The following is a 26,478-nucleotide window of genomic DNA, read 5'->3' on the forward strand; positions in this document are numbered from 1 at the left end:
GAATTTTCTCCTGAAATCAGGCTGTTCGATTCTGTAATGCAATAAACAGGATCAGCACACCGCCCCACAGGGCCATGGTCAGATAGCTGCTGACGCCCAGCAAATTGAGCCCGCTCTCCAGCATCTGCAGCACGATCAGCGCCAGCACCAGCCCCAGAATACGGCCAAATCCGCCGTCCGGGTTAATCCCGCCGAGCACCGAGGCCAGAATGGTGACCAGCAGATAGGACTCCCCGTAGCCGGCCTTGGCCGAGTTGAACTTGGCCATCATCAACAGCGCCGCGGCCCAGCCGAGCAGGGCCGAAATGATATAGACGGCGATCTGTACGCGGGCGGTGTCTACCCCGCTGAAACGGGTCGCCTGCTGGTTGGAGCCGATCAGATACAGGCTGCGTCCCAAAGTGGTGTGCTCCAGCAGGAGCCACAGCGCGGCGGCGACGGCCAGAAACAGCAGCATGGCCAGGGGGATCCCCAGCAGGGTGGCGCTGCCGAGCTGCTGGATCAGCGGCGGGAAGCCGGCGATCACCGCGCCGTTGGAGAGCAGGATATTGAGTCCGGTGAGCAGCGTCATGGTGCCCAGCGTCGCCAGGATCGGCGACACGCCGACCCAGGCGATCAGGGCGCCGTTGAGTGCGCCGATCGCGACGGCCACCAGTAGACCCGCCAGCAGCGCCAGCACCAGGAAGGCCGGCTGCTCGGGATGGCTGACGATAATGGCGGCCATGACCAGCGAGCAGGCGTTGGCGCCGGCGATGATCGACAGGTTAATGCCGCCGGTCAGCATAGTCACGCCCATACCGAGCGCCAACATGCCCAGGATCGGCAGCTGGGAGGCGATGGATTGAAAGTTGGCTACGCTGAAGAAGCGGGTGCCGAGCAGCGCGGAAAACAGCAGCGCGACGACAACGATGATCAGGCACTGCAGGCGAATGATGCGATCGCCAGGCAGCAGGCGCGCAAAGGCGTTCATGCTATAGCTCCTTGGCCAGTTTGCGTTTTTCGTTCCAGGCGGTGCTGCTGATGCTGATCAGGATGATCAGCCCGCTGAGTACCGTATGCCAGTAGGAGGAGACGCCGAGCAGCGTCAGACCGTTCTGCAAAAAGGCCAGCAGAATGACTCCCAGCAGGGTACCGGTGAGGGTACCGCGCCCGCCCGCCATGCTGGTGCCGCCGAGCACCACCGCCGCCAGCACCGTCAGCTCAAAGCCGAGCAGCGAGTTAGGCGCCACCGACTGGGTGATCTGCGCCTGTACCACCGCCGCAATGCCGGCCAGGATCCCCATATAGCCGTAGACATAGAAGTGCAGACGCAGCAGGTTCATGCCCAGGCGGGAGGCGGCGTCGCGGTTGCCGCCCATGGCATAGATCTGACGCCCGAGGCGGGTGTGGTTCATCAGCACGGCGGTCAGCGCGACGGTACCGCCCAGGCACAGCAGCGGCAACGTTAGGCCATAGTCATAGCCGTCTGTGCCGGTAAAGGAGAGGTAGTTGACCCCCTCCATAAACCAGTCGGGAAAACCGTATAGCCAGGTGCCCTTGGTCAGGTAGACCAGCAGCCCATAGTAGAGATTCAGGGTGGCGATGGTAATGATGATCGCCGGCACCCGCAGCCAGTAGACCAGGAAGCCGTTACACAGCCCCAGCAGCAGCCCCACGGCGATGGCCATGACGAAGGCCAGCGGAAAGCTGCCGCCGTGGGTGATGATCCAGCTGGCCATCACGTACTGGGCGATGGCGGTCATCGCCGGGAAGGAGATATCGATCCCGCCGGCGATCAGCACCACGAACAGACCGCAGGCGAGGATCCCGAGAATGGCGTAGCTGGTGGCAACGTCGGTCAGGTTGCCCAGCGAGAAGAATTCATCGGTCGCCAGCGTGAGGCCCAGCGCCAGGGCGATGACCAGCAGCCCGAGATAGGCTTCGTGTCGCCCCGTCAGGCGGGAAAGGAAGGCGTTATGCATTGACCACCTCGGCAATATCCTGTTCGCAGCAGCGCTGCGGTAAAAATTCGGCCACCAGGGCGCCCCGGCGCATCACCAGGATACGGTGGCTGTTGTAATAGGCCTCCGGGATCTCGTCGCAGATCATCAGCACCGCCATGCCCTGCTGCGCCAGATCGCGGGCGATCTGGTAGATCCCCTCTTTATTGGCGATATCGACACCAACGGTCGGCGAGTCGAGGATCAGAATGCGGGGGCGGGTCGCGACCCACTTGGCGATGGCGATGCGCTGCGCATTGCCGCCGGAGAGCGTCTTGACCGGCAGCGCGCTGTCGGCCACCTTGATATTCAACTCACGGATCAGCCGCTGAACCAGCGCATTGGCACGGTGATGATCGAGCAGCCCGGCCTTGGTGTGCAGCTGGTCGAAGACGGTGACGATGGTGTTGTCATAGATCGACTGATCCATAATCAGCCCCTGAGTCAGGCGATCCTCCGACACGTAGCCGATACCGTGGCGGATGGCGTCGCGGTTGCCGTTCAGGGTGACCGTCTGGCCGTCGATGCGGATCTCGCCGCTGTCAGGACGGGTCATGCCGAACAGGCTCAGGCACAGCTCCGTGCGTCCGGCGCCCAGCAGGCCGACGATGGAGACGATCTCGCCCTGATGCAGCGTCAGGCTGATATCGTGGTACTTGCCATGCCGGGTGAGGTTACGCAGCGCCAGGCGCGGCGCAGCCGCTGGGGCATCGTAGGCCGGCAGCGGCGTATAGTGGAAGCGCTGGCCGGTCATCAGGAAGGCCAGCTCGTGGCTGTCCAGCTCGCTGGCGGGCCAGGTGCCGACCAGCTTGCCGTCGCGCATCACGCTGATGCGATCGGCCACCTCCATCACCTCATCCAGACGGTGGCTGACGAAGACCACGCAAATTCCCGCGCTCTTCAGCTCATTGACTACGCGCAGCAGACCGTTGACCTCCTGGCGGGTCAGGGAGGCGGTGGGCTCATCCATGATCACCAGTCGGGCATCGGCGGCGATGGCGCGGCAGATGGCGACCAGCTGGCGATCGGCGATCGACAGCTTTTCCACCTTCTTGTCCGGATCGAGCGTCACGCCGATGCGCTGCATCGCCGCCAGCGCCTGCTGCCGCATGGCGCGGCGGCGGACCCACAGATCGCCGCCCGGCTGGTAGCGATGAATGGCGATGTTTTCCGCCACGCTGAAGTTGGGAAACAGCGACAGGTCTTGATAGATAACCTGCACGCCGTAGTGGGCGGAGAGTGGGGGGGTGAGCTGGTGGAACAGTTTGCCGTCGATCAGGAGGCGGGCTCCCTTTTCCGGCTGATAGACGCCGGAGATGATTTTGATGATGGTACTTTTGCCACAGCCGTTCTGGCCGGCCAGGCAGTGTACCTCGCCTTTATTCAGCGTCAGGCTGACCCGATCCAGAGCCAGCACGCCGGGAAACTGTTTACTGATGTTTTCAAGCGTGATGAATGCGCTGCTGTTCATGGGCAATACTCCGCCGGACGCCCCCGGAGGGGCGTCGTCGTATAACGATGGAGAAAAGATTCCTGAGCGCCGGCCCGCGCGGCCGGCGGCGTTGGTTTCCCTGGTGATGGCGGCCGTGAGCCGGAATCAGAAACCGAGTGACTGGGCGTTATCTTTGGTCACTTCTAATATTTTATTGAAGCGGATGACGTGATCTTTCGTATCTACATCCGCCTTGCCCAGTCCTTCAATGCTCAGGTCCGGTTTGACCTCCTGGCCCTGCAGCAGGCGATCGGCCACGGTCACCAGCGCATAGCCCGCGTCTTTCGGATCCCACAGCAATACCTGCTTGATATCGCCGCGAATCAGATAAGGCGTCGCCTGGGATGGCATGGCGATCCCGACGACGGCCACTTTATCCTTGGCGCGTTTCTTGGCTACCGCCTGACCTGCGCCGATGGGGCCTAGGGAGCCAAAGCCGATAATCCCCTTCAGCTGGGGATAGGTCTTCATCAGATCCAGGGTGGTGGCATAGGATTTATCGATGCTTTCGGCCACCGGTAGGCGCGAGGTGACTTCGAACATCTCTGGATACTTCTCTTTCTGGTACTTCACGGCGTAGTCGGCCCAGGTATTGTGCAGCGGTACGGTCAGGGAGCCGACGTAGATGGCATAGCCCCCTTTGCCGCCCATCGCCTTGGCCAGCGCGTCGACGTTGGCCTGCGCGTATTTCTGGCTATCGATGGTTTCGATATCCCACTGGCCGATCTGCTGATCCGGTGACTCATGGGTCAGTACCACGATCCCCTTGTCCCGCGCTTTCTTCAGCACCGGCTCCAACACCTTGGCATCGTTTGGCACCACGATGATGGCATCCACGTTTTTGGCGATCAGATCCTCGATAACCTTGACCTGCTGGGCCGGGTCAGGCGTGGCGGGGCCGGTCTGATAGGCGTTGACATCCAGCTGCTGCGCCGCTTGGTTTACCCCTGTTTCCATGCGGTTGAACCACGGAATACCGGTGACTTTAGCGACCACGGCAATGTCATGCTTTTCTGCCTTTTCTGCGGCAAACGTCGGGGCTGAAAACATGCACGCAGAGGCAAGGGCGGTAGTGAGCAAGGCGAGTTTGAATTTCATGGCTGAACCTTTGTTGTTGTAAGAGCCCGGGAAAATTCATGACGGAAAGGGTAATGAAGAATGGAAACGATTTGCTGCTCATGGGTGATAAAACGTGATTCATACCCATTATTGTAAAATAATGGAAAAATAACGGTTAAAAAACGGTATGAGTTAACGGTCTCCGTAATTTTATTACCCGAAAAATGTTAAATATCATGCTATTAGGATCATTTTATTATCAATCAATTAACATTTCAGACCTCAGTGGTACGCAAAAAGTATGCATCGGATGAGCGATGATCGGTGAATGTTTATATTTGTGAGATGAAACGATAATGCAATTCAGATTCATGAAAATTATTGCGGTAGCGAATGCTATCTATCACCCCACTCGCGGTGTGCGCCTCCGTCAAGCGGGAGCGTTTTCCGTTGCTTTGACTGAAAGTAAACACCATATCGTCGGGGGATGGGGTTATAAACAAAATGTGATAACTCGTCCCCGGCAGGCCATGTAGACTGGAAAAAACGTTGATGGGGGAGCGGTGATGACGGGAAAACGAATTCTGGTGGTAGAGGATGATACGCTGATTGCCGAACTGCTGACGCTGCATCTGTGCGATGAGGGATACCAGGTGACCCACGCCGCCGACGGCGATCGGGGAATGGCGCTGGTTGAACAGGGCGGATGGGACGCGCTGATCCTCGATCTGATGCTGCCGGGCGTGGATGGGCTGGATATCTGCCGTCGGGTGCGCGCCATGACCCGCTATACCCCGATCATCATCACCAGCGCCCGATCCAGCGAGGTTCACCGGGTGCTGGGGCTGGAGCTGGGGGCCGACGACTACCTGGCCAAGCCGTTTTCCATGATTGAGCTGGTCGCCCGCGTAAAGGCGCTGTTTCGTCGCCAGGAGGCGATGGGCCGCAACCTGATGCTGGAGGGGGGACGCCTGAGCTATGGCCCGCTGACCATCGACCCCATGGCGCGGGCGGTGTGGGTGGGCGAGCGGCCGATCGAGCTCACGCCGCGCGAATTCGATCTGCTGTACTTCTTTGCCCGTCACCCCGGGCAGGTATTTTCACGCCTGCAGCTATTGGACAAGGTATGGGGATACCAGCACGACGGCTACGAGCATACGGTCAATACCCATATTAACCGCCTGCGCACCAAGATCGAGGCCGATCCCGCCGAGCCGGCGCTGATCCTGACCGTCTGGGGCGCCGGATACAGGTTCGCCGACGCAGGGGGGGCGGCATGAGCCGCCTGAGCCTGTCGCAGCGTCTGGCGCTGGTGTTTGCCCTGCTGCTGCTGGTGTGCAGCGCCCTGACCGGCTGGCTGCAGCTGCGCAGTAATACGCAGTATAGCCAGCAGGTGATCCAGCGTCTGTCCGCGAACCTGGCGCGTCATATCGCCGAGCATAACCCGCTGCTGCAGGCCGACGGCCTGAACCCGGCGTCGGTAAAAAACCTGTTCGATCAGCTGATGGCGGTGAACCCCAGCGTGGAGGTCTATCTGCTGGATGAGCAGGGGCGGATCATCGGCGACGCGGCGCCGCCGGGGCGTATCGTGCGCCATCAGGTCAGTCTGGCGCCGATCGCGGCGTTTCTGGCGGGAAAACCGCTGCCGCTGTACGGCGACGATCCGCGCAGCCCGGACGCCCGTAAAGTGTTTAGCGCCGCGCCGCTATCGCTGAACGGCCATACGCGCGGCTATCTGTATGTGGTGCTGCTGGGAGAGAACTATAGCCGGCTGAGCGACGACGTCCGGTTCGGTTCCGCCTGGCGCATGGCGGGCTGGTCGATAGCCCTGATCCTGATCTGTGGGCTGCTGGCCTGGCTGCTGGTCTACCGCTGGGTCACCCGCCCGGTTCACGCCCTGATGCGTCAGGTGGGGCGTCTGGAGCACGAGGGACTGGAGACCGTACAGCCTGCGACGCTGGCCGCGCTGCAGCAGATCCGCGGCGAGGATGAGGTCGCCCAGCTGCAGCGGGCGTTTGGCCGCATGGCGCGGCGGATCACCGAGCAGTGGCAGCGCCTGGCCGATCAGGATCGCCAGCGGCGCGAGTTTATCACCACCGTCTCTCACGATCTGCGCACGCCCCTGACGTCGCTGCATGGCTATCTGGAGACGCTGAGCCTGAAGCGGGATACCCTGAGCGCCGCCGATCGACGGCGTTACCTGGATACGGCGCTGGCCCAAAGCCAGAAGGTCGGGCGTCTGGCGCAGCAGCTGTTTGAGCTGGCGCGCCTGGAGTACGGTGCGGTGAAGCCGCAGCGCGAGCCTTTCTCTTTTAGCGAGCTGCTGCAGGATGTGTTTCAAAAGTTTGAGCTGGCGGCCGAGGCCCGCGGCCTGACGCTGAGCGCCGACGTAGCGACCGGCCTACCGCTGATTTCGGCTGATATCCATATGATGGAGCGGGTACTGACCAACCTGCTGGATAACGCCGTGCGCCATACGCCGCAGGAGGGGCGCATCGTCGTACGCCTATGGCAGGAGGAGCGGCGGCTGTGGGTTGAGCTGTGCGACAGCGGCCCCGGCGTACCCGATGGGCTGCGCAGCGCGCTGTTCCAGCGGCCGCTGTCATCCAGCGGGGCGCGTTACGGCACCGGCGGGCTGGGGCTGCTGATTGTGAAACGGATGCTGGAGCTGCACGGCGGAGATATCGCCCTGATCGCGCGGCAGCGACAGGGCGCCTGCTTCCGCCTGTCGCTGCCGCTGTAGGGCTGTGGGCTACAGCACGCCCTGCGCCAGCATGGCGTCGGCGACCTTCACGAAGCCCGCGATGTTAGCGCCGCGCACGTAGTGCACCGGCCCGCTCTGACCGCCGCTGTAGTCGACGCAGGCCTGGTGGATATCCAGCATGATCTGCTGCAGACGGCGATCGACCTCCTCCGCGCGCCAGCCGAGGCGGGCGGCGTTTTGCGCCATTTCCAGCCCTGAGGTCGCGACCCCGCCGGCGTTGGCCGCCTTGCCGGGAGCAAACAGGACGCCGGCCTCTAAAAACCGGTCGGTAGCCTCAATGGTGGTGGGCATGTTGGCTCCCTCGGCCACGGCGCGCACGCCGTTGGCGATCAGGGTGCGCGCGGCGTCGGCATCCAGCTCATTCTGGGTGGCGCAGGGCAGCGCGATATCGACCGGCACGTGCCAAGGCTGGCACCCCTCCTGATAGATCAGGCCAAACTCGCGGGCGTAATCGGCGATCCGCCCATCCGGGGTCGCCTTGATCGCACACAGGCGGGCCAGCTTCTCCGGGGTAAATCCCGCCTCATCGACCACGCAGCCGTTGGAGTCCGATGCGGTAATGACCCTGGCGCCCAGCGCCATCGCCTTCTCGATGGCGTACTGCGCCACGTTACCGGAGCCGGAAACGGCGATGCGCATGCCCTCCAGCCCCATGGCATGGCGCTGGAGCATGGCATCGGTAAAATAGACCAGCCCATAGCCGGTGGCCTCTGGGCGCATCAGGCTGCCGCCGAAGGAGAGTCCCTTGCCGGTAAATACGCAGGCGGTGCTGTTGGCAAGCTTTTTCATCATCCCCGCCATATAGCCGACCTCGCGCCCGCCGACGCCGATATCTCCCGCCGGCACGTCGGTATCGGCGCCGAGATGGCGATACAGCTCGGTCATCAGCGCCTGGCAGAAGCGCATGATCTCACCGGCGCTTTTCCCTTTGGGGTTAAAATCGCTGCCGCCTTTTCCCCCGCCCATCGGCAGCGTGGTAAGCGCGTTTTTAAAGGTCTGCTCAAAGCCGAGAAATTTGAGGATCGACAGATTGACCGAGGGATGAAAGCGCATTCCGCCCTTGAATGGCCCAATGGCCGAGCTGAACTGCACGCGCCAGGCCCGATTTACCTGCACCTGGTTACGGTCGTCCACCCAGCTGACGCGAAATTGGATCACTCTCTCCGGCTCGATCAGCCGCTCCAGCAGGGCGCTGTCGCGGTAGTGGGGATGCTGCTGCAGAAAGGGCCACAGGGTTGTCATGACCTCACGGACGGCCTGTGCAAACTCCGGCTGATGGGGGTCGCGCAGCTGGACACGCTGCATGAATTGATCGACTGATGCGAGGTGAGCCATAAAAACTCCTTGTTATTATAGAATTGCATTCGTTGTGTCGCAGATGCCTGCCGGCAGCCTAAAAAATAGGCTGTTTGGGACTATAGCATCGCAGCACGCGGGCAGCGCAAGGAGTTTTATCGGGAGAAAAAAAGAACAACGCCCTGTGCTGTCAGGGCGTTGTCGAGAAGTGAATAATTAGGCGTTTTGGCCATCGGCCGGTGTGTTCATCATCCGGTTAAGCCAGGGCACCATCGCCGCCATCACCAGCGTGACGATCAGCGTGGCGATACCGATCTTTCCGAAGACGCCGGTATAGATGGGCAGGGTCTGCAGCGGATCGTGGATCCCCGCCGGCACCGCGGTGAAGGTCGCGACGTAGCCGCCGAGCAGGAAGGCGGCGGCCTGGGTCAGGAACCACATCCCCAGAATAAAGCCCATCAGGTACTGTGGCACCAGCGCGGCGACCATCGCCAGCCCCAGCGCGCTGATCATCAGCTCCCCGAGGCTCTGGAACAGGTAGACCAGCACCACAAACCAGGGAGAGGTTAACCCCTGGGCGTCAGCAAACCACATGCCCGCGGCGGCGGCGGTGAGGAAGCCCAGAGAGCACAGCAGCATTCCCAGAGTAAATTTAGTCGGCATGGTCATGTCGCGGCCGCGGCTGCCCAGGCGGGTGTAGATCGAGGCCAGGATCGGGCTGGCCACCACGACCCAGAACGGGTTGAGCGCTTGGAAGCTGACCGGGTTAATGGCGAAGCCGAGCAGCTCGTGACGGACATTATTGATGGCGAAGAAGTTAAGCGAGGTCGGCATCTGCGCATAGAGAATGTAGAACAGGACGGCTTCGACCATCAGGATGAACGCGACGAACATCCGATTGCGCTCGGTTTTATCCTGCTTAAAGGCTTCGCGGAAGAAGAAGTACAGCACCACCGCGGAGACCGCGATTAGCACGATGTTGGCGACGCCGACGTTGTGCATCAGCCAGGCGCAGAGAAAGATCATTACGACGGCCCCGGCCAGCACCAGCAGCAGCTTGCCATAGTTCAGCGGCTGATGATCCGGCGCTGAGCCGATGTTGCGTACCATGCCGCGGCAGGCGAAGTAGACCAGCAGGGCGATGATCAATCCCAGGCCGCACAGGTTATAGGTCACCGCATAGCCGAAGCGTTCGGCGATGATCGGCGCCAGGGAGAGGGAGAGCAGCGACCCGATGTTGATGGACATGTAAAACAGAGTGAAGGCGCCATCCAGGCGCGGATCCTTCGGCGGGTAGCATTTGGAGAGCAGACTGGCCGGGTTCGCCTTGAACAGGCCATTGCCGACGGCGATGGTACCCAGGGCGATGAAGATCATCTCTGGCTTCAGCAGCGACATGCCGGTCATAAAGTAGCCCAGCGCCAGCACGATAGCGCCGAGCACCATGGTGCGCTTGGTGCCCAGCAGATGGTCGCCGACGTAGCCGCCGATAGAGATCAGGCCGTAGACCAGCGCGGCAAAGGCGCCGAAGGTGATGAAGGCCTGCTCCTGAGAGAAGCCCAGCTGTTTGACGAAAAAGACGGCCAGAATGCCCTGTACGCCGTAATAACCGAAGCGCTCCCACAGCTCAACGAAGAAGATCATGAAGAAGGGCTTGGGTTGGTGAAGTAAACCGGGCGCGGTGTTGTTCATTGTGGTTGATCTCGGATTATTGTTATGTCGTGAAAAGGGTCGGCGTGGCCTGTCACGCCACGATACCGTGAAATAGAATGCCATTTTATAAGCAGATGGGCTGCATTAAATGCGGCATGTACGGCTATTTTATAGTTTATTGTTTTGAAATGGCGCGAATTTGGTGGCGGATCACACTATCCTGATGGGCGGGGGATACGCTGCGGCCAAAATAAAAAACGCCGGCGCGTAGAGACGCGCCGGCGTGGTAAAGAAAGCGTGGAACGAGCGACGTGACGTTAGTCGTCCTCTTCATCCTTCAGCGGAACGATCAGCATGTCGATATGAACGGTATTAATCAGCTGGCGGGCGGAGGACATCAGCTTGCTCCAGAAGTCCTGATGGTGGCCGCACAGGACTAAGTCCATATCGTATTTCTTGATGGCATCCACCAGCACCTGACCAAGATCGCCGCTGCCGCTCAGGGTTTCGGTAATCGGATAGCCTGCGTTTTGCGACAGTTCGGTCAGCGCATGGTGCGTTTCATCGGAGATGCGTTTTTGCATATCGCCCAGGTTAACGTCGATCAGGCCGGTATACAGATCGGAATAGTTGACGTCTACGTGGATCAGCGAAACCTTGGCATCGTAGGGGCGTGCCATGGATACGGCTTTTTCGACCAGTATGTTACTTTCCGGGGAAAGGTCTACAGCAACCAGGATGTGTTTATAAGCCATAAGATAGCTCCTTCCTAAAGCCGATTAACGGTGATGACAGGTTTCGTCCGCCCCGGTGGGTGCGCTGGCGATGCCTGTATATTAGCACTGTCCGGACAGCGAGATGTGTCGTGCGGCTCACAGGGTAGTTTTTTGTATGACCATCCCGGAGAAGACCGTGACCGGAGTCAGTTGTAAACGGCGCCCCGTGACTGCAGGAGCGTGCCAGGTAATATAATTAACCCATTTTTTATAAGGATAGCCGCAGGGTAAATCAAGCACTGTTTCCCTATTACGTGGAAAAGTTGATTTATCCCCGGAATCCCCATGCCTATGGTGCTATTTTTGTGGCTGATTTCGCGAATATATAATGAAATCTATAACCTATAGCGTAGAGAACTCCGGCGTGCCACGCGATATATAAATAATTTTTGTGATCTCTGTACGGGTTGCCGCCAGATTTCCTACACTAAGAACTGGAGACCCCGCACGCCGGGGCTCGCCGTCTCTTCATAACAACACCGTGGGCCGGGGCGAGTCAGCTGTGCCGGCGTTGTCTGTCTGGATAGGGCGTCCACGGCAGGGAGGTTACGCCGTGAGGATGCCGGGAGGGGAAACCATGATTAATACCGTCGCGTTATTTTGGGCGTTGTTTATTGTGTGCGTGGTCAACATGCTGCGTTATTACTCTTCCCTGCGCGCCCTGCTGGTGGTGCTGCGCGGCTGCGATCCGCTGCTGTACCAGTACGTGGACGGCGGCGGCTTCTTTACCAGCCACGGCCAACCCAGCAAACAGCTGCGCCTGGTGCGCTATATCTATGAGCGCCGTTACTGCGATCACCATGACGGGGAGTTTATCCGCCGCTGCGAGCGTCTGCGCCGTCAGTTTATGCTGACCAGCGCCCTGTGCGGGCTGGTGGTGGTCGCGTTGATTGCGCTGACGCTCTGGCACTGAGGGGAAACGGGCGTTGCCTAATGCCTGGGATTGTTATAGGGTGGAGAGGAACTTTTCATGATGGATTCGATGACCATGTCAACCCAGCGTCGCCTGCTAAACCTACTTCTTCTCCTTAGCACCTAGGGCGGCCTGCGCACACCATTCATTCTTTCAGGGCCGCCGGATGGCGGCCTTGTTGCAGATACCCTCAAGACGAACTCCGGCGATCCGTAATTCAACCGGAGCGATGTTATGAGTCAAATGTTAGCCAGTGGCCAGACGGCCGCCCGCGGTCCCCAGTGGTCATCGCGGGTGGGGCACATCCTGGCCGCCGCAGGATCGGCGATCGGTATCGGCGCCATCTGGAAATTTCCCTATGTGACGGCCACCAACGGCGGCGGAGCGTTTCTGCTGCTGTTTCTGCTGTTTAGCTTTACTCTGGGGCTGGCGGTGTTCATGGCAGAAACGCTGCTGGGCAGCCATAGCCGCCAGAGTGTAGTGAAGGCGTTCAGTCAGATGTGCGGCCGCCGCTGGGGATGGGTGGGTATCCTGGGTATCGTGACCAGCGGATGTATCTATAGCTTTTACAGCGTGGTCGGTGGCTGGACCGTCGGCTATACGCTGCTGGCCGGCGCCGGCCGCTTGCAGAGCGGCGATGCGTCTGCGCTCCAGGCGCTGTTTAGCCGCTACATCAGCGATCCCTACTGGCCGGTATTGACCCACCTGCTGTTTGCCGCCCTGACCGGCTATGTGGTGCTGGGCGGCGTACAGCGCGGCGTCGAGAAGGCGGTGAAGGTCATGATGCCACTGCTGCTGCTGATCATGGTGGCGCTGATCGCGATCGGCGTGACGCTGCCGGGCGCCGGTGCCGGCCTGCGGATGTTCCTGCAGCCCGACTTTAGCCATCTGAGCGGGAAAAGCGTGCTGGATGCGCTGGGCCTGGCCTTTTTCTCCCTGTCGGTGGGGCTGGGGATCCACACCACCTATGGCGCCTATCTGCCGGACAGCCGCGGCGTGGCCCGCTCCAGTCTGTGGGTGGTGGCGCTCTCTTGCCTGGTGTGCGTGTTGGCCGGGCTGATGATTTTTCCCGCGCTGAGCGCGGCCGGGCTGGACCCCAGCGCCGGGCCGGGGTTGACCTTTATGACGATGCCGGTGTTCTTTTCCCATCTGCCGTTTGGCAGCCTGTGGGCACTGGCGTTCTTTGTGCTGCTGCTGCTGGCGGCGCTCTCCTCGTCGATCTCCCTGCTGGAGCATATCGTGGCATTTGCCTGTGGACGCTGGGGGTGGTCGCGGCGTAACGCCACCCTGCTGGTCAGCGCTGGCATCATGACGGCGGGGATCCCGGTGACCCTCTCGTTTGGGCCGCTGGCGCGCTACACTCTGGGTGGGCGTACTCTGTTCGATTGGCTGGACTTTCTGACTTCTAACCTGATGATGCCGCTGTTCGCCATCGCGATCTGTCTGCTGTTTGGCTGGTCGTCGCGCCTGGAGGCGCTGCTGCCGGAGACGTTGCCGGCGCACTGGCGTCACGCCCTGCGCTTTACCTGGCGCTACGCCGCGCCGCTGTGCATTGGGGTTATTCTGCTGCATGGCGTGGTGTAAGGCGCGGACGCATGCGGCCCAGCGCCTATCGGCCAAAAAAAGCCCGCATTCGCGGGCTTTTTTATCGCTTAGCGGGCCGTTAGACCACGAAGGTGAGCGCCAGCCAGTACAGCAGGCTGGAGATGATGATCGCCATGGGCAGCGTCAGCACCCAGGCCAGCAGGATGTTCTTCACCGTTTTGCCCTGTACGCCGCCGCCGTCGACCAGCATGGTGCCGGTGACCGCAGAGGAGAGTACATGGGTGGTGGAGACAGGCATCCCGGTGTAGCTGGCCACGCCGATGGAGACCGCGGCGGTCATTTGCGCGGAGACCCCCTGCGCGTAGGTCATCCCTTTCTTCCCGATCTTTTCGCCGATGGTGGTGGCGACGCGACGCCAGCCGACCATGGTGCCCAGCGACAGGGCGAGGGCAACGGCGACGATGATCCACATCGGAGCATATTCCACCGTTGCCAGCAGATCTTTGCGCAGATCGGTCAGGAAGCGCTTATTGGTTTCGTTGGTTTCCGGCAGCTTGGCTACCTTACCGGCCGTGTCGGCGACGCACATCAGCAGGCGGCGCATATGGCTGCGCTGATCGACGCTCAGCTGATCGTAGCTTTGCAGATCGGTCAGCATACCCTGCGCGCTGGCGATGGCGACCTGGGCCCGGGCGGGGTCGCAGTGGAAGATCTTGCTGCCGTTGGCCTCTTCGCTGGCCGGGACTTCCGGCTCCGCGCTGATGACGTGGCTCAGCTCAGCTTGATGCTGACGATAGTACTGGTCCAGGTGGGTAATGGCATCGCGCGTGCGGGCAATATCGTACCCCGTCGCGTCCATGTTCATCACGAAACCGGCCGGGGCGACGCCGATTAGCACCAGCATCAGCAGACCGATCCCTTTCTGTCCATCGTTCGCACCATGGGAAAAGCTGACGCCGATAGCCGATACGATCAGGGCGATACGGGTCCAGAACGGCGGCTTGCGTTTGCCATCGATCTTTTCACGCTCGGCCGGCGTCATATGAATACGGCGACGTTTTTTGGTTCCGCTCCAGTAGCGGCGCAGCATCCAGACGATCAGACCGGCCAGCAGCAGGCCGACGATCGGCGAGATGATCAGCGAGAGGAAGATCTCAATCATCTTCGGGATGTTCAGCGCATCCACCACGGAGGTATGGGTCATGAGCGCGTTGGTCAGCGCGATGCCGATGATGGCCCCGATCAGGGTGTGGGAGCTGGAGGCCGGCAGGCCGAAATACCAGGTTCCCAGGTTCCAGATGATCGCCGCCAGCAGCAGGGAGAACATCATGGCCAGTCCATGGGCGGAGCCCACGTTCAGCAGCAGGTCGGTCGGCAGCAGGTGAACGATGGCATAGGCCACGCTCAGGCCGCCCAGCATGACGCCGAGGAAGTTAAAAATACCGGACATTACCACGGCGATCTGCGAGCGCAGGGCACGGGTGTAAATCACGGTTGCGACCGCGTTGGCCGTATCGTGGAAGCCGTTGATGGCTTCGTAGAACAGCACAAAGAGCAGCGCGAGGACTAACATTAGGCCAGTATGGAAATCTAGCCCTGCAAAGAGATGTAGCATATGCGTTACGCCAGTTTGTGGACATGAACGCGGCGCATTATCGGCGAGAAGACTGGGTGGGGAAAAGTAAAATATGACGTTTTTTTGATTTGTCGGCGGCAAAAGCGGGCGGGAAGTTAAGACTACTCTTAGTATTTCATAAAGTTATAAGAATTATGCTGCTAAAAATATTTTATAAGCTGATGGGGTTTTCTATGGCATTTCCTTGTTTATCAGCACCATCCCGGCGTATTTTTACCCGAGCAATCGCGGCACGCTGCGTGATATGGCAGCGCGCCGCGGGGGTTAGAACCACTGACCGAAGCGGTGAATATAGAAACGCTTCATCAGCTGCGTCAGGATGCAGTAGCTCAGCAGGATGGCGACCAGCCACGGGAAGTAGGTCAGCGGCAGCGGCTGCAGGCCGATAAAGTGTCCCAGCGGCGAGAAGGGAATATAGATCCCGAGCGCGATGATGATTCCGGTAGTCAGCATTACTGGCAGGGCGGCGCAGCTCTGAATGAACGGGATCTTCTGGGTGCGCAGCATATGCACGACCAGCGTCTGCGACAGCAGTCCCTCGATGAACCAGCCGGACTGGAACAGCGACTCATGAGTAACGCTGTTGGCAGAGAACACATACCACATCAGGGCGTAGGTGGCGATATCAAATAGGGATGAGGTCGGCCCGATCCACAGCATGAAACGGCCGATGTTTTTGGCGTCCCACTTCCGCGGTTTACGCAGAAACTCCCTGTCCATCCGGTCCCACGGCAGGCTCATCTGCGACAGATCGTACAGCAGGTTCTGCAGCAGCAGTTGAATGGCCAGCATCGGTAGGAACGGGATGAAGGCGCTGGCGACCAGCACGGAGAACACGTTGCCGAAGTTAGAGCTGGCGGTCATGTTCAGGTATTTGATGATATTGCCGAAGGTCTCACGGCCGGTGATCACCCCCTGCTCCAGCACCATCAGATCCTTCTCCAGCAGGATGATATCCGCCGACTCTTTGGCGATATCCGTTCCGGTATCGACGGAGATGCCGACGTCGGCGTCGCGCAGCGCCGGGGCGTCATTGATGCCATCGCCGAGAAATCCGACGGTGTGGCCATTATTCTGCAGCGCTTTGAGTACCCTGGATTTTTGCAGCGGGCTCAGCTTGGCGAAGACGGTACGCTGCTCCGCCTCCTGCGCCAGCTGTTGGTCGTCCATGCTTTCGATATCGCTGCCCAGCAGGATCTCGCCCGGCGTCAGCCCCACCTCTTGGCAGATCTTGCCGGTGACGGTCGGATTATCGCCGGTCAGCACTTTGACCACGACGCCGTTTTCGCGCAACGCGTCCAGGGCGGTGGCGGCGGACTCTTTCGGCGGATCCAGAAACGTCAGCAGGCCACACAGGGTCAGGTCGCGCTCGTCGGCAATGCTCAGAGGAAACGCGCAGCCATCGCGGCCGAGCTCGCGGGTGCCGAGCATCAGCACGCGGAATCCCTGACGGTTATACCCCTCCGCCAGCGACTGCAGCGCGGCGCGGCGCGCCTTATCCAGCGGCTGCACCTGGCCCTGCTCTTCAATGTGGCTGGCGATGGCCAGCATCTCTTCGACGGCGCCCTTACAGATCAGCGTATGGTTCTGCTGCTCATCACTGACCACGATAGAGAGACGGCGCCGGCTGAAGTCAAACGGTAGCTCGTCGATTTTGCTGTAGCCGGCCATCGCCTCAATGGCCGGTTTATCCTGGCCGCAGCGGATCACCGCTTTGTCCATCAGGTTCTTCATACCGCTTTGGTGATAGCTGTTCAGCCAGGCCAGCTGCAGAACGCGAGGATTTTCGACGCCTTGGGTATCCAGATAGTGCTCAAGAATAATACGATCCTGAGTCAGGGTACCGGTCTTATCGGTGCACAGCACGTCCATGGCGCCAAAGTTCTGGATGGCGTTGAGGCGCTTCACAACCACCTTACGCCGCGACATGGTGATGGCGCCTTTGGCCAGGTTGGAGCTGACGATCATCGGCAGCATCTCCGGCGTGAGTCCGACGGCGACGGCCAGGGCGAACAGCGCGGCATCGGTCCAGTCACCCTTGGTAAAGCCGTTGATCAGCAGCACGATCGGCACCATGACCAGCATAAAGCGGATCAGCAGCCAGCTGACGCTGTTAACGCCGCGGTCGAACGCGGTCTGCGAGCGTATGCCGACGATGGATTTGGCCAGCGAGCCGAAGTAGGTGCGGTTGCCGGTGGCGACCACGACCGCCCGGGCCGTACCGCTGGAGACGTTGGTGCCCATCAGGCAGACGTTGGCCAGCTCCAGCAGGCTGCCTTCGGCGCCGCAGGGTGCGCTGGACTTTTCACGCACGCTGGCAGTCACATCATATTTTTCGATCGGTAGGGATTCTCCGGTCAGCACGGCCTGGCTGATAAACAGGTCGCGCGACTCAATCAGCTTTACGTCAGCCGGTACCATATCGCCGGCGGAGAGCAGAATGATGTCGCCCGGCACCAGCTGCTGCATCGGTATCTCGTGGCATTCGCTCTGGGCAAACGGGTGGGCGCGCCGCAGCACGGTCGCCGTGGTGCGAACCATGGACTTCAGCGCCTCGGCGGCCTTATTGGTGCGAAACTCCTGCCAGAAGCGCAGCAGCCCGCTGAGGGAGACCATCACCAGAATGATGATCACCCCGGTCAGATCGGTCGGCTCGCCATGACGCAGCGGGAGCCAGTAATCGGTGAAGAAGCTGATCAGCGCCAGCGCGATCAGCACGTAGATAAAGGGGTTGTTGAACGCCATGAAGAACTGAATCAGCGCCGGCGGCGCCTTTTCATGGGCGACCTGGTTGGGGCCGTGCAGCTGCAGGCGCTCGTGGGCGTCGTCCTCCTCCAGCCCCAGCGTATTGGCGGAGAGGTTGGCCAGGGTGGCGTCCAGGCTGACGCGGGCTTCATCGGCGATAGCGTGGCGCTTTGTCTGTTTTTCCCGGCGGCCGTTAAGAACCGCGGTGTTTTGATCGATCATCTGAGTCATAATGCGCTACTCATGTGCTGTTTTTAAGCACACCCCTGCCGCCCGGCAAAAGGTGTCTGTACGTGTGAGGCGTAGGGAAACGCTGGGCGTGACCTATCTTGTGTCGTTATGCGCAGCGCTTCAGGGGTGCGACGGCATAATGCACGCCGCGGCGAAGCTTATTCGCCCGGAGGAAACAGTGCCTGGGTATAAAACAGCATGATAACTGTCCGCATTTACGCGAGCGCGGTGCGCAGCGCGCGTGTCATTACTAAGGGTATGCAGCAGTTCGATATGAAGTGTTGCTGCCCGCCTGGGTTCGGCAAGCAGCACATCGTGAAGATGGTCAGCTTGCCAAGGATAAGTGCGTGTTGTCCTGATGACTCTGACTGTCCAAAGAGGGTATCTCCACCAACTAAAAAGTGGGCTAACTATAGTTCTGCCCGCGAGAGCTGTAAACCGTACAGAGTTAAACCAATGGTTAACAAAGTTATCCTTTCCATCCCTTCGCGGGAGCAAAAACAGATAAAATTATTAAGTATCAATAGGTAGTGATGTATTGCATGGCTCGCACTTTCTTACAAAAGCGCTTTACATCATCACATGATAATGATTATCATTAACTTGTTTTTCGGGTGGTGGCTTCACCTCCACCGGGAAGGCACGACATTGCTCACATTGCTTCCAATTTTTTAGCCAGCGTCGGGTGCTGGCTTTTTTTTTGTCTACGATCGCGCAGCGGCGGGCAGTGCGCCGGCCTACAATGGTGACGCACCGTGGCGAAGGAGGGGGTATGGGCGTCAGCCAGATGGATTTGATCTTGTCTCTGCTGCAGCAAATGTGTGTCTATCTGGTGATTGCCTATCTGCTGAGTAAAACACCGCTGTTTATTCCGCTGATGCAGGTGACTATCCGTCTGCCGCATAAGCTGGTGTGCTACCTCACCTTCTCCATGTTCTGCATCATGGGGACCTACTTTGGCCTGCATATTGATGACTCCATCGCCAACACCCGGGCTATCGGCGCGGTACTGGGCGGGGTACTGGGCGGGCCGGGCGTCGGCTTTCTGGTGGGGCTGACCGGCGGCCTGCACCGCTATTCGATGGGAGGAATGACGGCGCTGGCCTGCATGATTTCCACCGTGGTCGAGGGGCTGGTCGGGGGGATACTGCACCGCTACATGCTGCGCCATCACCGTCTTGATCTGCTGTTTACGCCTTGGGTAGTCGGTGCGATCACCCTGCTGGCCGAGTGTCTGCAGATGGGGATTATCCTGGCGATCGCCCGCCCGTTCTGGGAGGCCGAAGCGCTGGTCGAGCACATTGCGCTACCGATGATGATCACCAATACCGTCGGCGCGGCGATGTTCATGCGCATTCTGCTGGATCGGCGGGCCATCTTTGATAAATACACCTCGGCCTTTTCCGCCAAGGCGCTGCAGATCGCCGCCCGGGCCGAGGGGATACTGCGTCAGGGCTTCGATCGCCAGAACAGCATGAAGGTGGCGCGGATCCTGTATGAGGAGCTGGGCGTCGGTGCGGTGGCGCTGACCGATCGCCAGCGCCTGTTGGCCTTTATCGGCATCGGTGATGATCACCATCGGGTCGGCTCGCCGATCACCTCGCACCATACCCACCGGGCCATCGAGCAGAACCAGGTGGTGTACGCCGACGGTAATGAGGTGCCTTACCAGTGCTCCATCACCCCGCACTGTAAGCTGGGATCGTCGCTGGTGATCCCGCTGCGCGGTGAGGATAACCGGGTCATGGGCACGATTAAGCTCTACGAGCCTAAGAACCGGCTGTTTTCCAGCATCAACCGAACCCTGGGGGAGGGGATTGCGCACCTGCTGTCGGCGCAGATCTTGGCGGGCAAGTATGAGCAGCAAACCCAGCTGTTGGCCCAGTCGCAGATTAAGCTGCTGCACGCGCAGGTGAATCCCCATTTCTTATTTAATGCCCTGAATACCCTGTCGGCGGTGATCCGCCGCGACCCGGACCATGCGCGGCGCCTGGTGCTGTCGCTATCGACGTTCTTTCGCAAGAATCTCAAGCGCAACGGTGATGAAGTGACGCTGGCGGACGAGCTGGAGCACGTGAACGCCTACCTGGAGATAGAGAAGGCGCGTTTCGCGGAGAATCTGGTGGTCGCGGTGTGCTCTGACGCCGCGCTGCGGGAGGTTCGCCTGCCGGCGTTCTCCCTACAGCCGATCGTTGAGAATGCGATTAAGCACGGTACGGCGCAGCTGTTCGGCGTGGGACGGGTCGAGATCCGCAGCTGGCGTGAGGGGGAGCGGGTCTCTATCTGCGTGGAGGACAACGCCGGGCTGTATCGGCCGACGCCGGGCGGCGATGGATTGGGAATGAACCTGGTCGATCGGCGGATCAAGGCGCGCTATGGCGAACGCTATGGGGTGCAGGTCGACTGTGTGCCGGAGCGTTCGACCCGGGTGGTGGTGTGCGTGCCGTGGTCACCGCCGACGGAGGCCTTATCCCCGTCGACGGCGCCTGCGCCGCATCAGGGCACGGACTAGAGCAGCAGCCTCAGCATACGGCGCAGCGGCTCGGCGGCGCCCCACAGCAGTTGATCGCCCACGGTAAAGGCGGACAGATACTGCGGTCCCATGTTCAGCTTGCGCAGACGGCCAACCGGGGTGGCCAGCGTGCCGGTGACGGCGGCCGGCGTCAGCTCACGCATGCTCAGCTCGCGATCGTTGGGGATCACCCGCACCCATTCATTATGGCGGGCCAGCAGCTGCTCCACCTCTGGAATAGCGATATCGCGCTTCAGCTTGATGGTAAAGGCCTGGCTATGGCAGCGCAGAGCGCCGACCCGGACGCACAGACCATCGATCGGAATCGTCTGGGGGCTCGCCAGGATCTTATTGGTTTCGGCCTGTCCCTTCCACTCCTCGCGGCTCTGACCGTTATCCAGCGCCTTATCGATCCACGGGATCAGACTGCCGGCCAGCGGTACGCCAAAGTTATCCGTCGGCAGGGTACCACTGCGCATCAGATCGGTGACCCGGCGCTCGATATCCAGGATCGCGCTGGCCGGGTTTTCCAGCGCTGGCGCGACCTGGCCGTGCAGCATCCCCATCTGGGTCAGCAGCTCGCGCATATGGCGTGCGCCGCCGCCGGAGGCGGCCTGATAGGTGGCGACGGAGACCCACTCCACCAGATCGGCGGCGAAAAGCCCGCCCAGGGACATCAGCATTAGGCTGACGGTACAGTTGCCGCCGACAAAGGTTTTTACGCCGCTCGCCAGGCCTCGATCGATCACCGCGTGGTTGACCGGGTCAAGGATAATGATGGCGTCATCCTGCATCCGCAGCGCCGAGGCGGCATCGATCCAGTATCCTTGCCAGCCCGCCGCCCGCAGCCGCGGATAGATGGCCTGGGTATAATCGCCGCCCTGACAGGTGATGATAATATCCAGCGCCTTGAGCGCGTCGATATCGGAGGCATCCTGCAGCGTGCCGCGGTGGCCGCCGAACGTCGGTGCCGGCTGGCCATGCTGCGAGGTTGAAAAAAAGACCGGGCGGATAGCGTCGAAGTCGCGCTCTTCGCTCATGCGTTGCATAAGCACCGAGCCAACCATGCCGCGCCAGCCGATAAAACCAACGTTTTTCATATGCACTCCTGCCTTGGATGGTGACGAGTTGTGGATCGGCCGCCGCGCGCCGGCGCGACGCGCAACGGTGTGATAATCATCAAACTTACAAGATGTGCCGCGATGCGCAAGTGAATTTATTCGATGGCGGCGGCGGGATCGGCGCGCGGGACTCATAATAGCGGCGCCGCGCGCCGCAGGGGGAGAGCTCCCCGCAGGCCACTTTTTATGCCACAATAGCCCGCAGTGACGGCGCACCGCGCTACCCTTATTTTCCTGCGCGATACCATGACAATGACACCGATGTCTTCCATGATCCACGGCTGGCTGACGCGTGAGCGCAGCTTTGCTGCGTTTACGACCGGTCCGCTGCTGGATTTTTGGCAGCGGCGTCGGGAGGCCGAATTCTGCGGCGTTGACGGCATTGCGATCCGCTACGTGGCTTTTTGCGATGCGCGGCACACCCGCGCGATACTGATCGCCCCGGGTCGCATTGAAAGCTATATGAAATATCCGGAGCTGGCCTACGATCTGTTTGTGAGCGGCTATGACGTGGTGATCATCGACCACCGCGGCCAGGGAACCTCCGATCGGATGCTGGCCGACTCGCACCGCGGCCACGTGGAGCGCTTTGACGACTACGTGGATGATCTGCAGCAGCTGTGGCAGCGCGAGCTGCTGGCGCGCCCCTATCGGCAACGTTTCTTGCTGGCGCACTCGATGGGCGGCGCTATCAGCGCCCTGTTTCTGGCCCGCCGCCCCGCGGGGCTGACCGCCGCGGCGCTGTGTGCGCCGATGACCGGGATCCGCCTGCCGCTGCCGCGCTGGCTGGCGAATGGCATCCTGAGCTGGGCCACGCGGCGCCGTGCGCGCCGTACCCGCTATGCCCTGGGCACCGGCTACTGGCGTCCCCTGCCATTTATGGTTAACGAACTCACGCACAGCCGGGTGCGGTATCGTCGTTTTTTGCGCTATTATTCTGACTATCCACGGCTGCAGGTGGGCGGGCCGACCTATCAGTGGGTCGCCGAAAGCCTGACCGCTGCCGAACGGATCCAGCGCGTGGCGCCGGAGATCGTCACGCCGCTGCTGCTGCTGCAGGCCGCAGAGGATCGCGTGGTGGATAATGCGTCACAGCTGCGTTTCTGTCAGACACTCGCCGCCGCCGGCAACGCCCCCTGGGGCGGTGCGCCGCTGGTCATCAAGGGTGCACGCCATGAGATCCTGTTTGAACGGGACAGCCAGCGTGCCGAAGCGTTAACCGCTATCATGCGGTTTTTTAAACAATTTTCTGAATCGCCGGCACCTATTGCCGCCAACCCCTGCTGAGGTTAGAACATACTCTATGTATCATATCGTAGCTTCGGATATGGACGGCACCCTGCTGTCGCCCGCTCATACCCTGACACCCTTTGCCCGGGAAACTCTGCGCCTGTTGACCCAGAAAGGGGTGCACTTCGTCTTCGCCACCGGGCGTCACCATATCGATATCGCGCAGGTGCGCGACAGCCTGGGGATCAAGGCGTTTATGATCACCTCCAACGGAGCCCGGGTGCACGACCCGCTAGGTGAGTCGATCTTCAGCCACAACGTGGATCCCGATATCGCCCGCGATCTCTTCTCGATCGTGCACGACGATCCGCAGATCCTGACCAACGTTTACCGTAACGATGACTGGTTTATGAACCGGGAGGATCCCGCTCAGCGGGCGTTCTTCCAGGAGTCGGTGTTCCATTACCATGTCTTTGAGCCGGCGATGCTGCCGACGGACGGCATCTGTAAGGTCTATTACACCTGCGCCGATCACGATCGGCTGCTGCCGCTGGAGGAGGCGATCAATGCCCGCTGGGGCGATCGGGTGAACGTCAGCTTCTCTCTGCCCACCTGTCTGGAAGTGATGGCCGGTGGGGTGTCGAAGGGGCATGCGCTGGAGTTTGTGGCGCACCGTTTGGGCTATGGTCTGAAAGACTGCATCGCCTTTGGCGACGGCATGAATGACATGGAGATGCTGAGCATGGCGGGCAAGGGGTGCATCATGGCTGATGCGCATCAGCGCCTGAAGGATCTGCTGCCGCAGATGGCAGTGATCGGCAGCAACGCGGACGATGCGGTACCGCACTATCTGCGTAAGATGTACCTGTAAGCGGAAGCGGAATGGCCGGGCGCGCTGCGCCCGGCACCGAGTCTTATTCTCCGGGGAACAGGAAGGGGTTAAGACTGCTGCGGGCGAAGCCCGCCTCTTCCATTTTGGCATCCAACAGCAGCGTGGCGAGATCGTCGGCCACGGCATCGATGCCGCTGTCTTTTTCCTGGTATAGGATTTTCAGATAGCTGCCGCAGTCGCCGCAGCTCTCGGCCTTTACCGCCGCCTGCTCGCTCTCCAGCGACCAATAGCTCAGATCACGGCTCTCCTCGCAGTTACTGCACTTCACGCGCACCATATGCCATTCGCTTTCGCACAGACCGCAGTGCAGATAGCGCAGTCCGTTGCTACCGCCGATGTGCACGACGCTGCTGACCGGCATACTGCCGCACACCGGGCAAACATGGCGCTGTTCGCCGTACTCCGCCTGCGCTCGTCCGGGCAGCTGGCTGGCCATTTGGGCCCAGTAAAGCGAGAGGGCGGCCCATAGGAACAGCGCCCTGTCGCTGCCGACGGCGGCGTAGTCGCCCGCCAATAGGGCGCCGGCCAGCGCCTCGCGCTCACCGGCGGCGCACTTCTCTAGTCCCTCCAGCACCGGCAGGACGTGCGCCGGCGCCTGGGGACGCAGCTCGGCGATGATGGCCAGCAGCAGCCGCTGCCAGTGGGGTGTCCGGGCGAAGGTTTGCGTCGCCAGCGGCGGGGAGCCGTTGGCGGCGGCGTTGGCGACGATCGGCGCCAGATCCAGCGTTAGCGGGTTATCGAACAGCGCCTGCTGCTGCGCGTCGGCCAGCGTGGCGGCAAAACACAGGTAGTCGGCTAGCGGGTGCCCGCCTGCCAGCGTGCGCAGGCGCTCTGCGCGCTGGCTGTACAGTCGCTGCAGGTTAGGCAGCAGCAGCGGTGCGATCGGTCCCAGCGCGCCTGCGCGACGTTCGGCGTCGATCTGCTCCTGGGGATGAATTCGAATGCTCATAGGGTTTCGTCTGATGTGTTGTGAATACATCGCGGACTCCCGCCGCCCGAGAGACGACGGGAGTCCGCGACAGAATGGGGGATCAGCCCGGCTTCTTACCGGACTGGGCCTCCTTTTCTTCCACTTCCTCTAGCCAACGCGGGTGGTGTTTTCTGGCCCAGCGACGGCTGACCTTGCCTTCCACCATCCCTTTGATCGAGCCTTTGACCCAAAATGCCATGTAGATATGGATCAGGATGGCATGGATCAGCACGATGGCGGCGACGGCGTGCAGCAGCAGCGAGTAGCGCACCAGCGGGATCGGGAAGCGATCGGCGAAGTAGGGGCGCCAGATGATGATGCCGGTGATCAGCAGCACCAGGATCAGGCTCATGATGCTCCAGAACATCGCTTTCTGCCCTGGGTTATATTTACCCACGCGCGCCACCAGGTGCTCGTTGCCCTTCAGCACCTCAATGATCCCCTTAAACCAGGGAATATCCTGGCGTTCGAACAGGTTATGCCTTACGAAGCGGAAGAACATAACCAGCAGGGTAACAAAGATCAGCACGCCGAAGAAGGGGTGCAGAATCCGCCCCATCTGCGGTGTTCCGAAGGTTTCAGTCAGCCACTGTAGCGTGGGGAAGAACAGCGCTATCCCGGATAGCGCGACCAGGAAGAAGCAGATCACCACCGTCCAGTGACACGCCCGGTCAATAAACCGGGTGCGCAGGATCAGATTATTTTTGCTCATGGTGATTCTCCTCTGCATGTCCTTGCTTCTGGCTATGCTCCTGCCCGTCAACGTTCCCCCGCGGCGTATCGTCGTGATCGTCTTCGTCCTCCGTGTTAGGGCCGACGGCGATGTAGTGGTACAGCAGCCCGATAAAGGTAGCGATAAAACCGGCGAAGGCGACCGGCTTGAGCACATCCTTCCACAGCGTGATGGGGGTATCGATATGCGGATCCTTCGGCAGCCCGTGGTACAGCTCGGGTCGGTCGGCATGGTGCAGCACATACATCACGTGGGTGCCGCCGACGCCCGGCGGATCGTACAGACCGGCATCGGTGAAGCCGCGCCCCTGCAGCTCGCTGATGCGCTCGGCCGCCAGCGTCTTCATCGCCGCCTTGGTGCCAAAGTGGATGGCGCCGGTCGGACAGGTTTTGACGCAGGCCGGCTCCTGACCGACGGCGACGCGGTCGACGCACAGAGTGCACTTGTACACCCGTTTGTCTTCCGGATTCATGCGCGGCACGTTGAACGGGCAGCCGGCGATGCAGTAGCCGCAGCCTATGCAGTGCTCGGACTGGAAGTCGACGATACCGTTGGCGTACTGGATGATGGCGCCCGCCGACGGACAGGCCTTCAGGCAGCCCGGATCGGCGCAGTGCATGCAGCCATCCTTACGGATCAGCCACTCCAGCTTGCCGTTTTCCTCGACCTCCGAGAAGCGCATCACCGTCCAGGACTTGGCGCTCAGATCGGCGGGGTTGTCATACACCCCGACGCAGTGTCCGACCTCATCCCGGATATCGTTCCACTCTGAACAGCCTACCTGGCAGGCTTTACAGCCGACGCAGGTGGTCACGTCGATCAGCTTGGCCACTTCCTCCTGGTGATTGCGCCCGTTGGGGGGCGGCGTCAGGGAATTGGTGGCCGAACGCTTAATAATGTCTTGGGATTGCAGTGACATGGTTAGCCTCCG

General features: G+C 60.8%; 20 protein-coding genes. 7 read left to right on the top strand and 13 right to left on the bottom strand.

The genetic code is table 11. The annotated features are described in order from the left end of the window. Nucleotides 1-16: 16 nt before the first annotated feature. The 4 genes from QY76_RS03685 to QY76_RS03700 form a co-directional block, all read right to left on the bottom strand. Nucleotides 17-970: an ABC transporter permease gene (locus QY76_RS03685; RefSeq protein WP_034163988.1), complete on the bottom strand. Its 954-nt coding sequence runs from the start codon at nt 968-970 to the stop codon at nt 17-19. Nucleotide 971: 1 nt separating this feature from the next. After that, complete coding sequence (locus tag QY76_RS03690) at nt 972-1,961, bottom strand: ABC transporter permease (protein ID WP_034163987.1); 990 nt, start codon at nt 1,959-1,961, stop codon at nt 972-974. Continuing rightward, nucleotides 1,954-3,450, bottom strand: coding sequence for a sugar ABC transporter ATP-binding protein (locus QY76_RS03695; RefSeq protein ID WP_045426024.1), 1,497 nt, complete (start codon nt 3,448-3,450; stop codon nt 1,954-1,956). Before QY76_RS03695 ends, QY76_RS03690 begins: the two co-directional genes overlap by 8 nt. A gap of 126 nt (nt 3,451-3,576) precedes the next feature. After that, nucleotides 3,577-4,569: an autoinducer 2 ABC transporter substrate-binding protein gene (locus QY76_RS03700; protein ID WP_045426027.1), complete on the bottom strand. Its 993-nt coding sequence runs from the start codon at nt 4,567-4,569 to the stop codon at nt 3,577-3,579. Nucleotides 4,570-5,096: 527 nt separating this feature from the next. Here QY76_RS03700 and QY76_RS03705 point away from each other — a divergent pair. Together QY76_RS03705 and QY76_RS03710 are read left to right on the top strand one after the other, a co-directional pair. Beyond that, nucleotides 5,097-5,810, top strand: a complete 714-nt coding sequence (locus QY76_RS03705; RefSeq protein ID WP_034163984.1) for a response regulator transcription factor — start codon at nt 5,097-5,099, stop codon at nt 5,808-5,810. After that, nucleotides 5,807-7,273, top strand: a complete 1,467-nt coding sequence (locus QY76_RS03710; protein ID WP_045426031.1) for a HAMP domain-containing sensor histidine kinase — start codon at nt 5,807-5,809, stop codon at nt 7,271-7,273. The genes QY76_RS03705 and QY76_RS03710 overlap by 4 nt, the downstream gene beginning before the upstream one ends. Nucleotides 7,274-7,282: 9 nt before the next feature. Here QY76_RS03710 and gdhA read toward each other — a convergent pair whose 3' ends face one another. The 3 genes from gdhA to uspA all read right to left on the bottom strand — a co-directional run bounded on the left by gdhA (nt 7,283) and on the right by uspA (nt 10,998). Continuing rightward, nucleotides 7,283-8,629: an NADP-specific glutamate dehydrogenase gene (gene gdhA, locus QY76_RS03715; RefSeq protein WP_045426034.1), complete on the bottom strand. Its 1,347-nt coding sequence runs from the start codon at nt 8,627-8,629 to the stop codon at nt 7,283-7,285. Between the two features lie 177 nt (nt 8,630-8,806). Beyond that, nucleotides 8,807-10,282 carry a dipeptide/tripeptide permease DtpB gene (gene dtpB, locus QY76_RS03720; RefSeq protein ID WP_034172537.1) on the bottom strand — a complete coding sequence of 492 codons (1,476 nt, stop codon included), beginning with the start codon at nt 10,280-10,282 and terminating at the stop codon, nt 8,807-8,809. Nucleotides 10,283-10,560: 278 nt separating this feature from the next. Further along, nucleotides 10,561-10,998 (bottom strand): universal stress protein UspA, encoded by a 438-nt coding sequence (gene uspA / locus QY76_RS03725; RefSeq protein WP_012850148.1) that lies wholly within the window; start codon nt 10,996-10,998, stop codon nt 10,561-10,563. A gap of 598 nt (nt 10,999-11,596) precedes the next feature. On the opposite strand from uspA, the gene uspB reads away from it, so the two are divergent. Then, on the top strand, nt 11,597-11,932 hold the full coding sequence (gene uspB / locus QY76_RS03730; protein WP_034163979.1) for a universal stress protein UspB: 336 nt from the start codon (nt 11,597-11,599) through the stop codon (nt 11,930-11,932). A gap of 234 nt (nt 11,933-12,166) precedes the next feature. After that, entirely contained in the window at nt 12,167-13,516 is a 1,350-nt protein-coding gene (locus QY76_RS03735; protein ID WP_174434931.1) for a sodium-dependent transporter, read from the top strand. Nucleotides 13,517-13,595: 79 nt separating this feature from the next. On the opposite strand, the gene pitA is transcribed toward QY76_RS03735, so the two are convergent. Beyond that, the gene (gene pitA, locus QY76_RS03740) at nt 13,596-15,092 is read right to left on the bottom strand and encodes an inorganic phosphate transporter PitA (RefSeq protein WP_034163977.1); all 1,497 of its coding nucleotides are present in this window, start codon (nt 15,090-15,092) and stop codon (nt 13,596-13,598) included. Nucleotides 15,093-15,377: 285 nt separating this feature from the next. Beyond that, nucleotides 15,378-18,089 carry a magnesium-translocating P-type ATPase gene (gene mgtA / locus QY76_RS03745; protein ID WP_045426042.1) on the bottom strand — a complete coding sequence of 904 codons (2,712 nt, stop codon included), beginning with the start codon at nt 18,087-18,089 and terminating at the stop codon, nt 15,378-15,380. 772 nt (nt 18,090-18,861) lie between these two features. On the opposite strand from mgtA, the gene QY76_RS03750 reads away from it, so the two are divergent. Next, on the top strand, nt 18,862-20,601 hold the full coding sequence (locus QY76_RS03750; RefSeq protein WP_045426045.1) for a sensor histidine kinase: 1,740 nt from the start codon (nt 18,862-18,864) through the stop codon (nt 20,599-20,601). Here QY76_RS03750 and asd read toward each other — a convergent pair. Next, nucleotides 20,598-21,701: an aspartate-semialdehyde dehydrogenase gene (gene asd / locus QY76_RS03755; RefSeq protein ID WP_034163973.1), complete on the bottom strand. Its 1,104-nt coding sequence runs from the start codon at nt 21,699-21,701 to the stop codon at nt 20,598-20,600. The two genes, QY76_RS03750 and asd, sit on opposite strands and share 4 nt — an antisense overlap. Before the next feature lie 273 nt (nt 21,702-21,974). On the opposite strand from asd, the gene pldB reads away from it, so the two are divergent. Continuing rightward, a complete protein-coding gene (gene pldB / locus QY76_RS03760) occupies nt 21,975-23,009 on the top strand; it encodes a lysophospholipase L2 (RefSeq protein ID WP_071844105.1) in 1,035 nt (344 codons plus the stop codon). A gap of 16 nt (nt 23,010-23,025) precedes the next feature. Beyond that, nucleotides 23,026-23,823, top strand: coding sequence for a sugar/pyridoxal phosphate phosphatase YigL (yigL, locus tag QY76_RS03765; RefSeq protein ID WP_034163971.1), 798 nt, complete (start codon nt 23,026-23,028; stop codon nt 23,821-23,823). A 43-nt stretch (nt 23,824-23,866) separates the two neighbouring features. Here yigL and fdhE read toward each other — a convergent pair whose 3' ends face one another. From fdhE to fdxH, 3 genes are all read right to left on the bottom strand, one after another. Continuing rightward, nucleotides 23,867-24,793 (bottom strand): formate dehydrogenase accessory protein FdhE, encoded by a 927-nt coding sequence (gene fdhE / locus QY76_RS03770; protein ID WP_034163970.1) that lies wholly within the window; start codon nt 24,791-24,793, stop codon nt 23,867-23,869. 82 nt (nt 24,794-24,875) lie between these two features. Next, on the bottom strand, nt 24,876-25,526 hold the full coding sequence (gene fdnI, locus QY76_RS03775) for a formate dehydrogenase-N subunit gamma (RefSeq protein WP_034163969.1): 651 nt from the start codon (nt 25,524-25,526) through the stop codon (nt 24,876-24,878). After that, on the bottom strand, nt 25,513-26,466 hold the full coding sequence (gene fdxH / locus QY76_RS03780) for a formate dehydrogenase subunit beta (RefSeq protein WP_034163968.1): 954 nt from the start codon (nt 26,464-26,466) through the stop codon (nt 25,513-25,515). The genes fdnI and fdxH overlap by 14 nt, the downstream gene beginning before the upstream one ends. Nucleotides 26,467-26,478 lie beyond the last annotated feature (12 nt).

Source organism: Edwardsiella sp. EA181011 (assembly GCF_000800725.1).
GTDB classification, from domain to species: domain Bacteria; phylum Pseudomonadota; class Gammaproteobacteria; order Enterobacterales; family Enterobacteriaceae; genus Edwardsiella; species Edwardsiella anguillarum.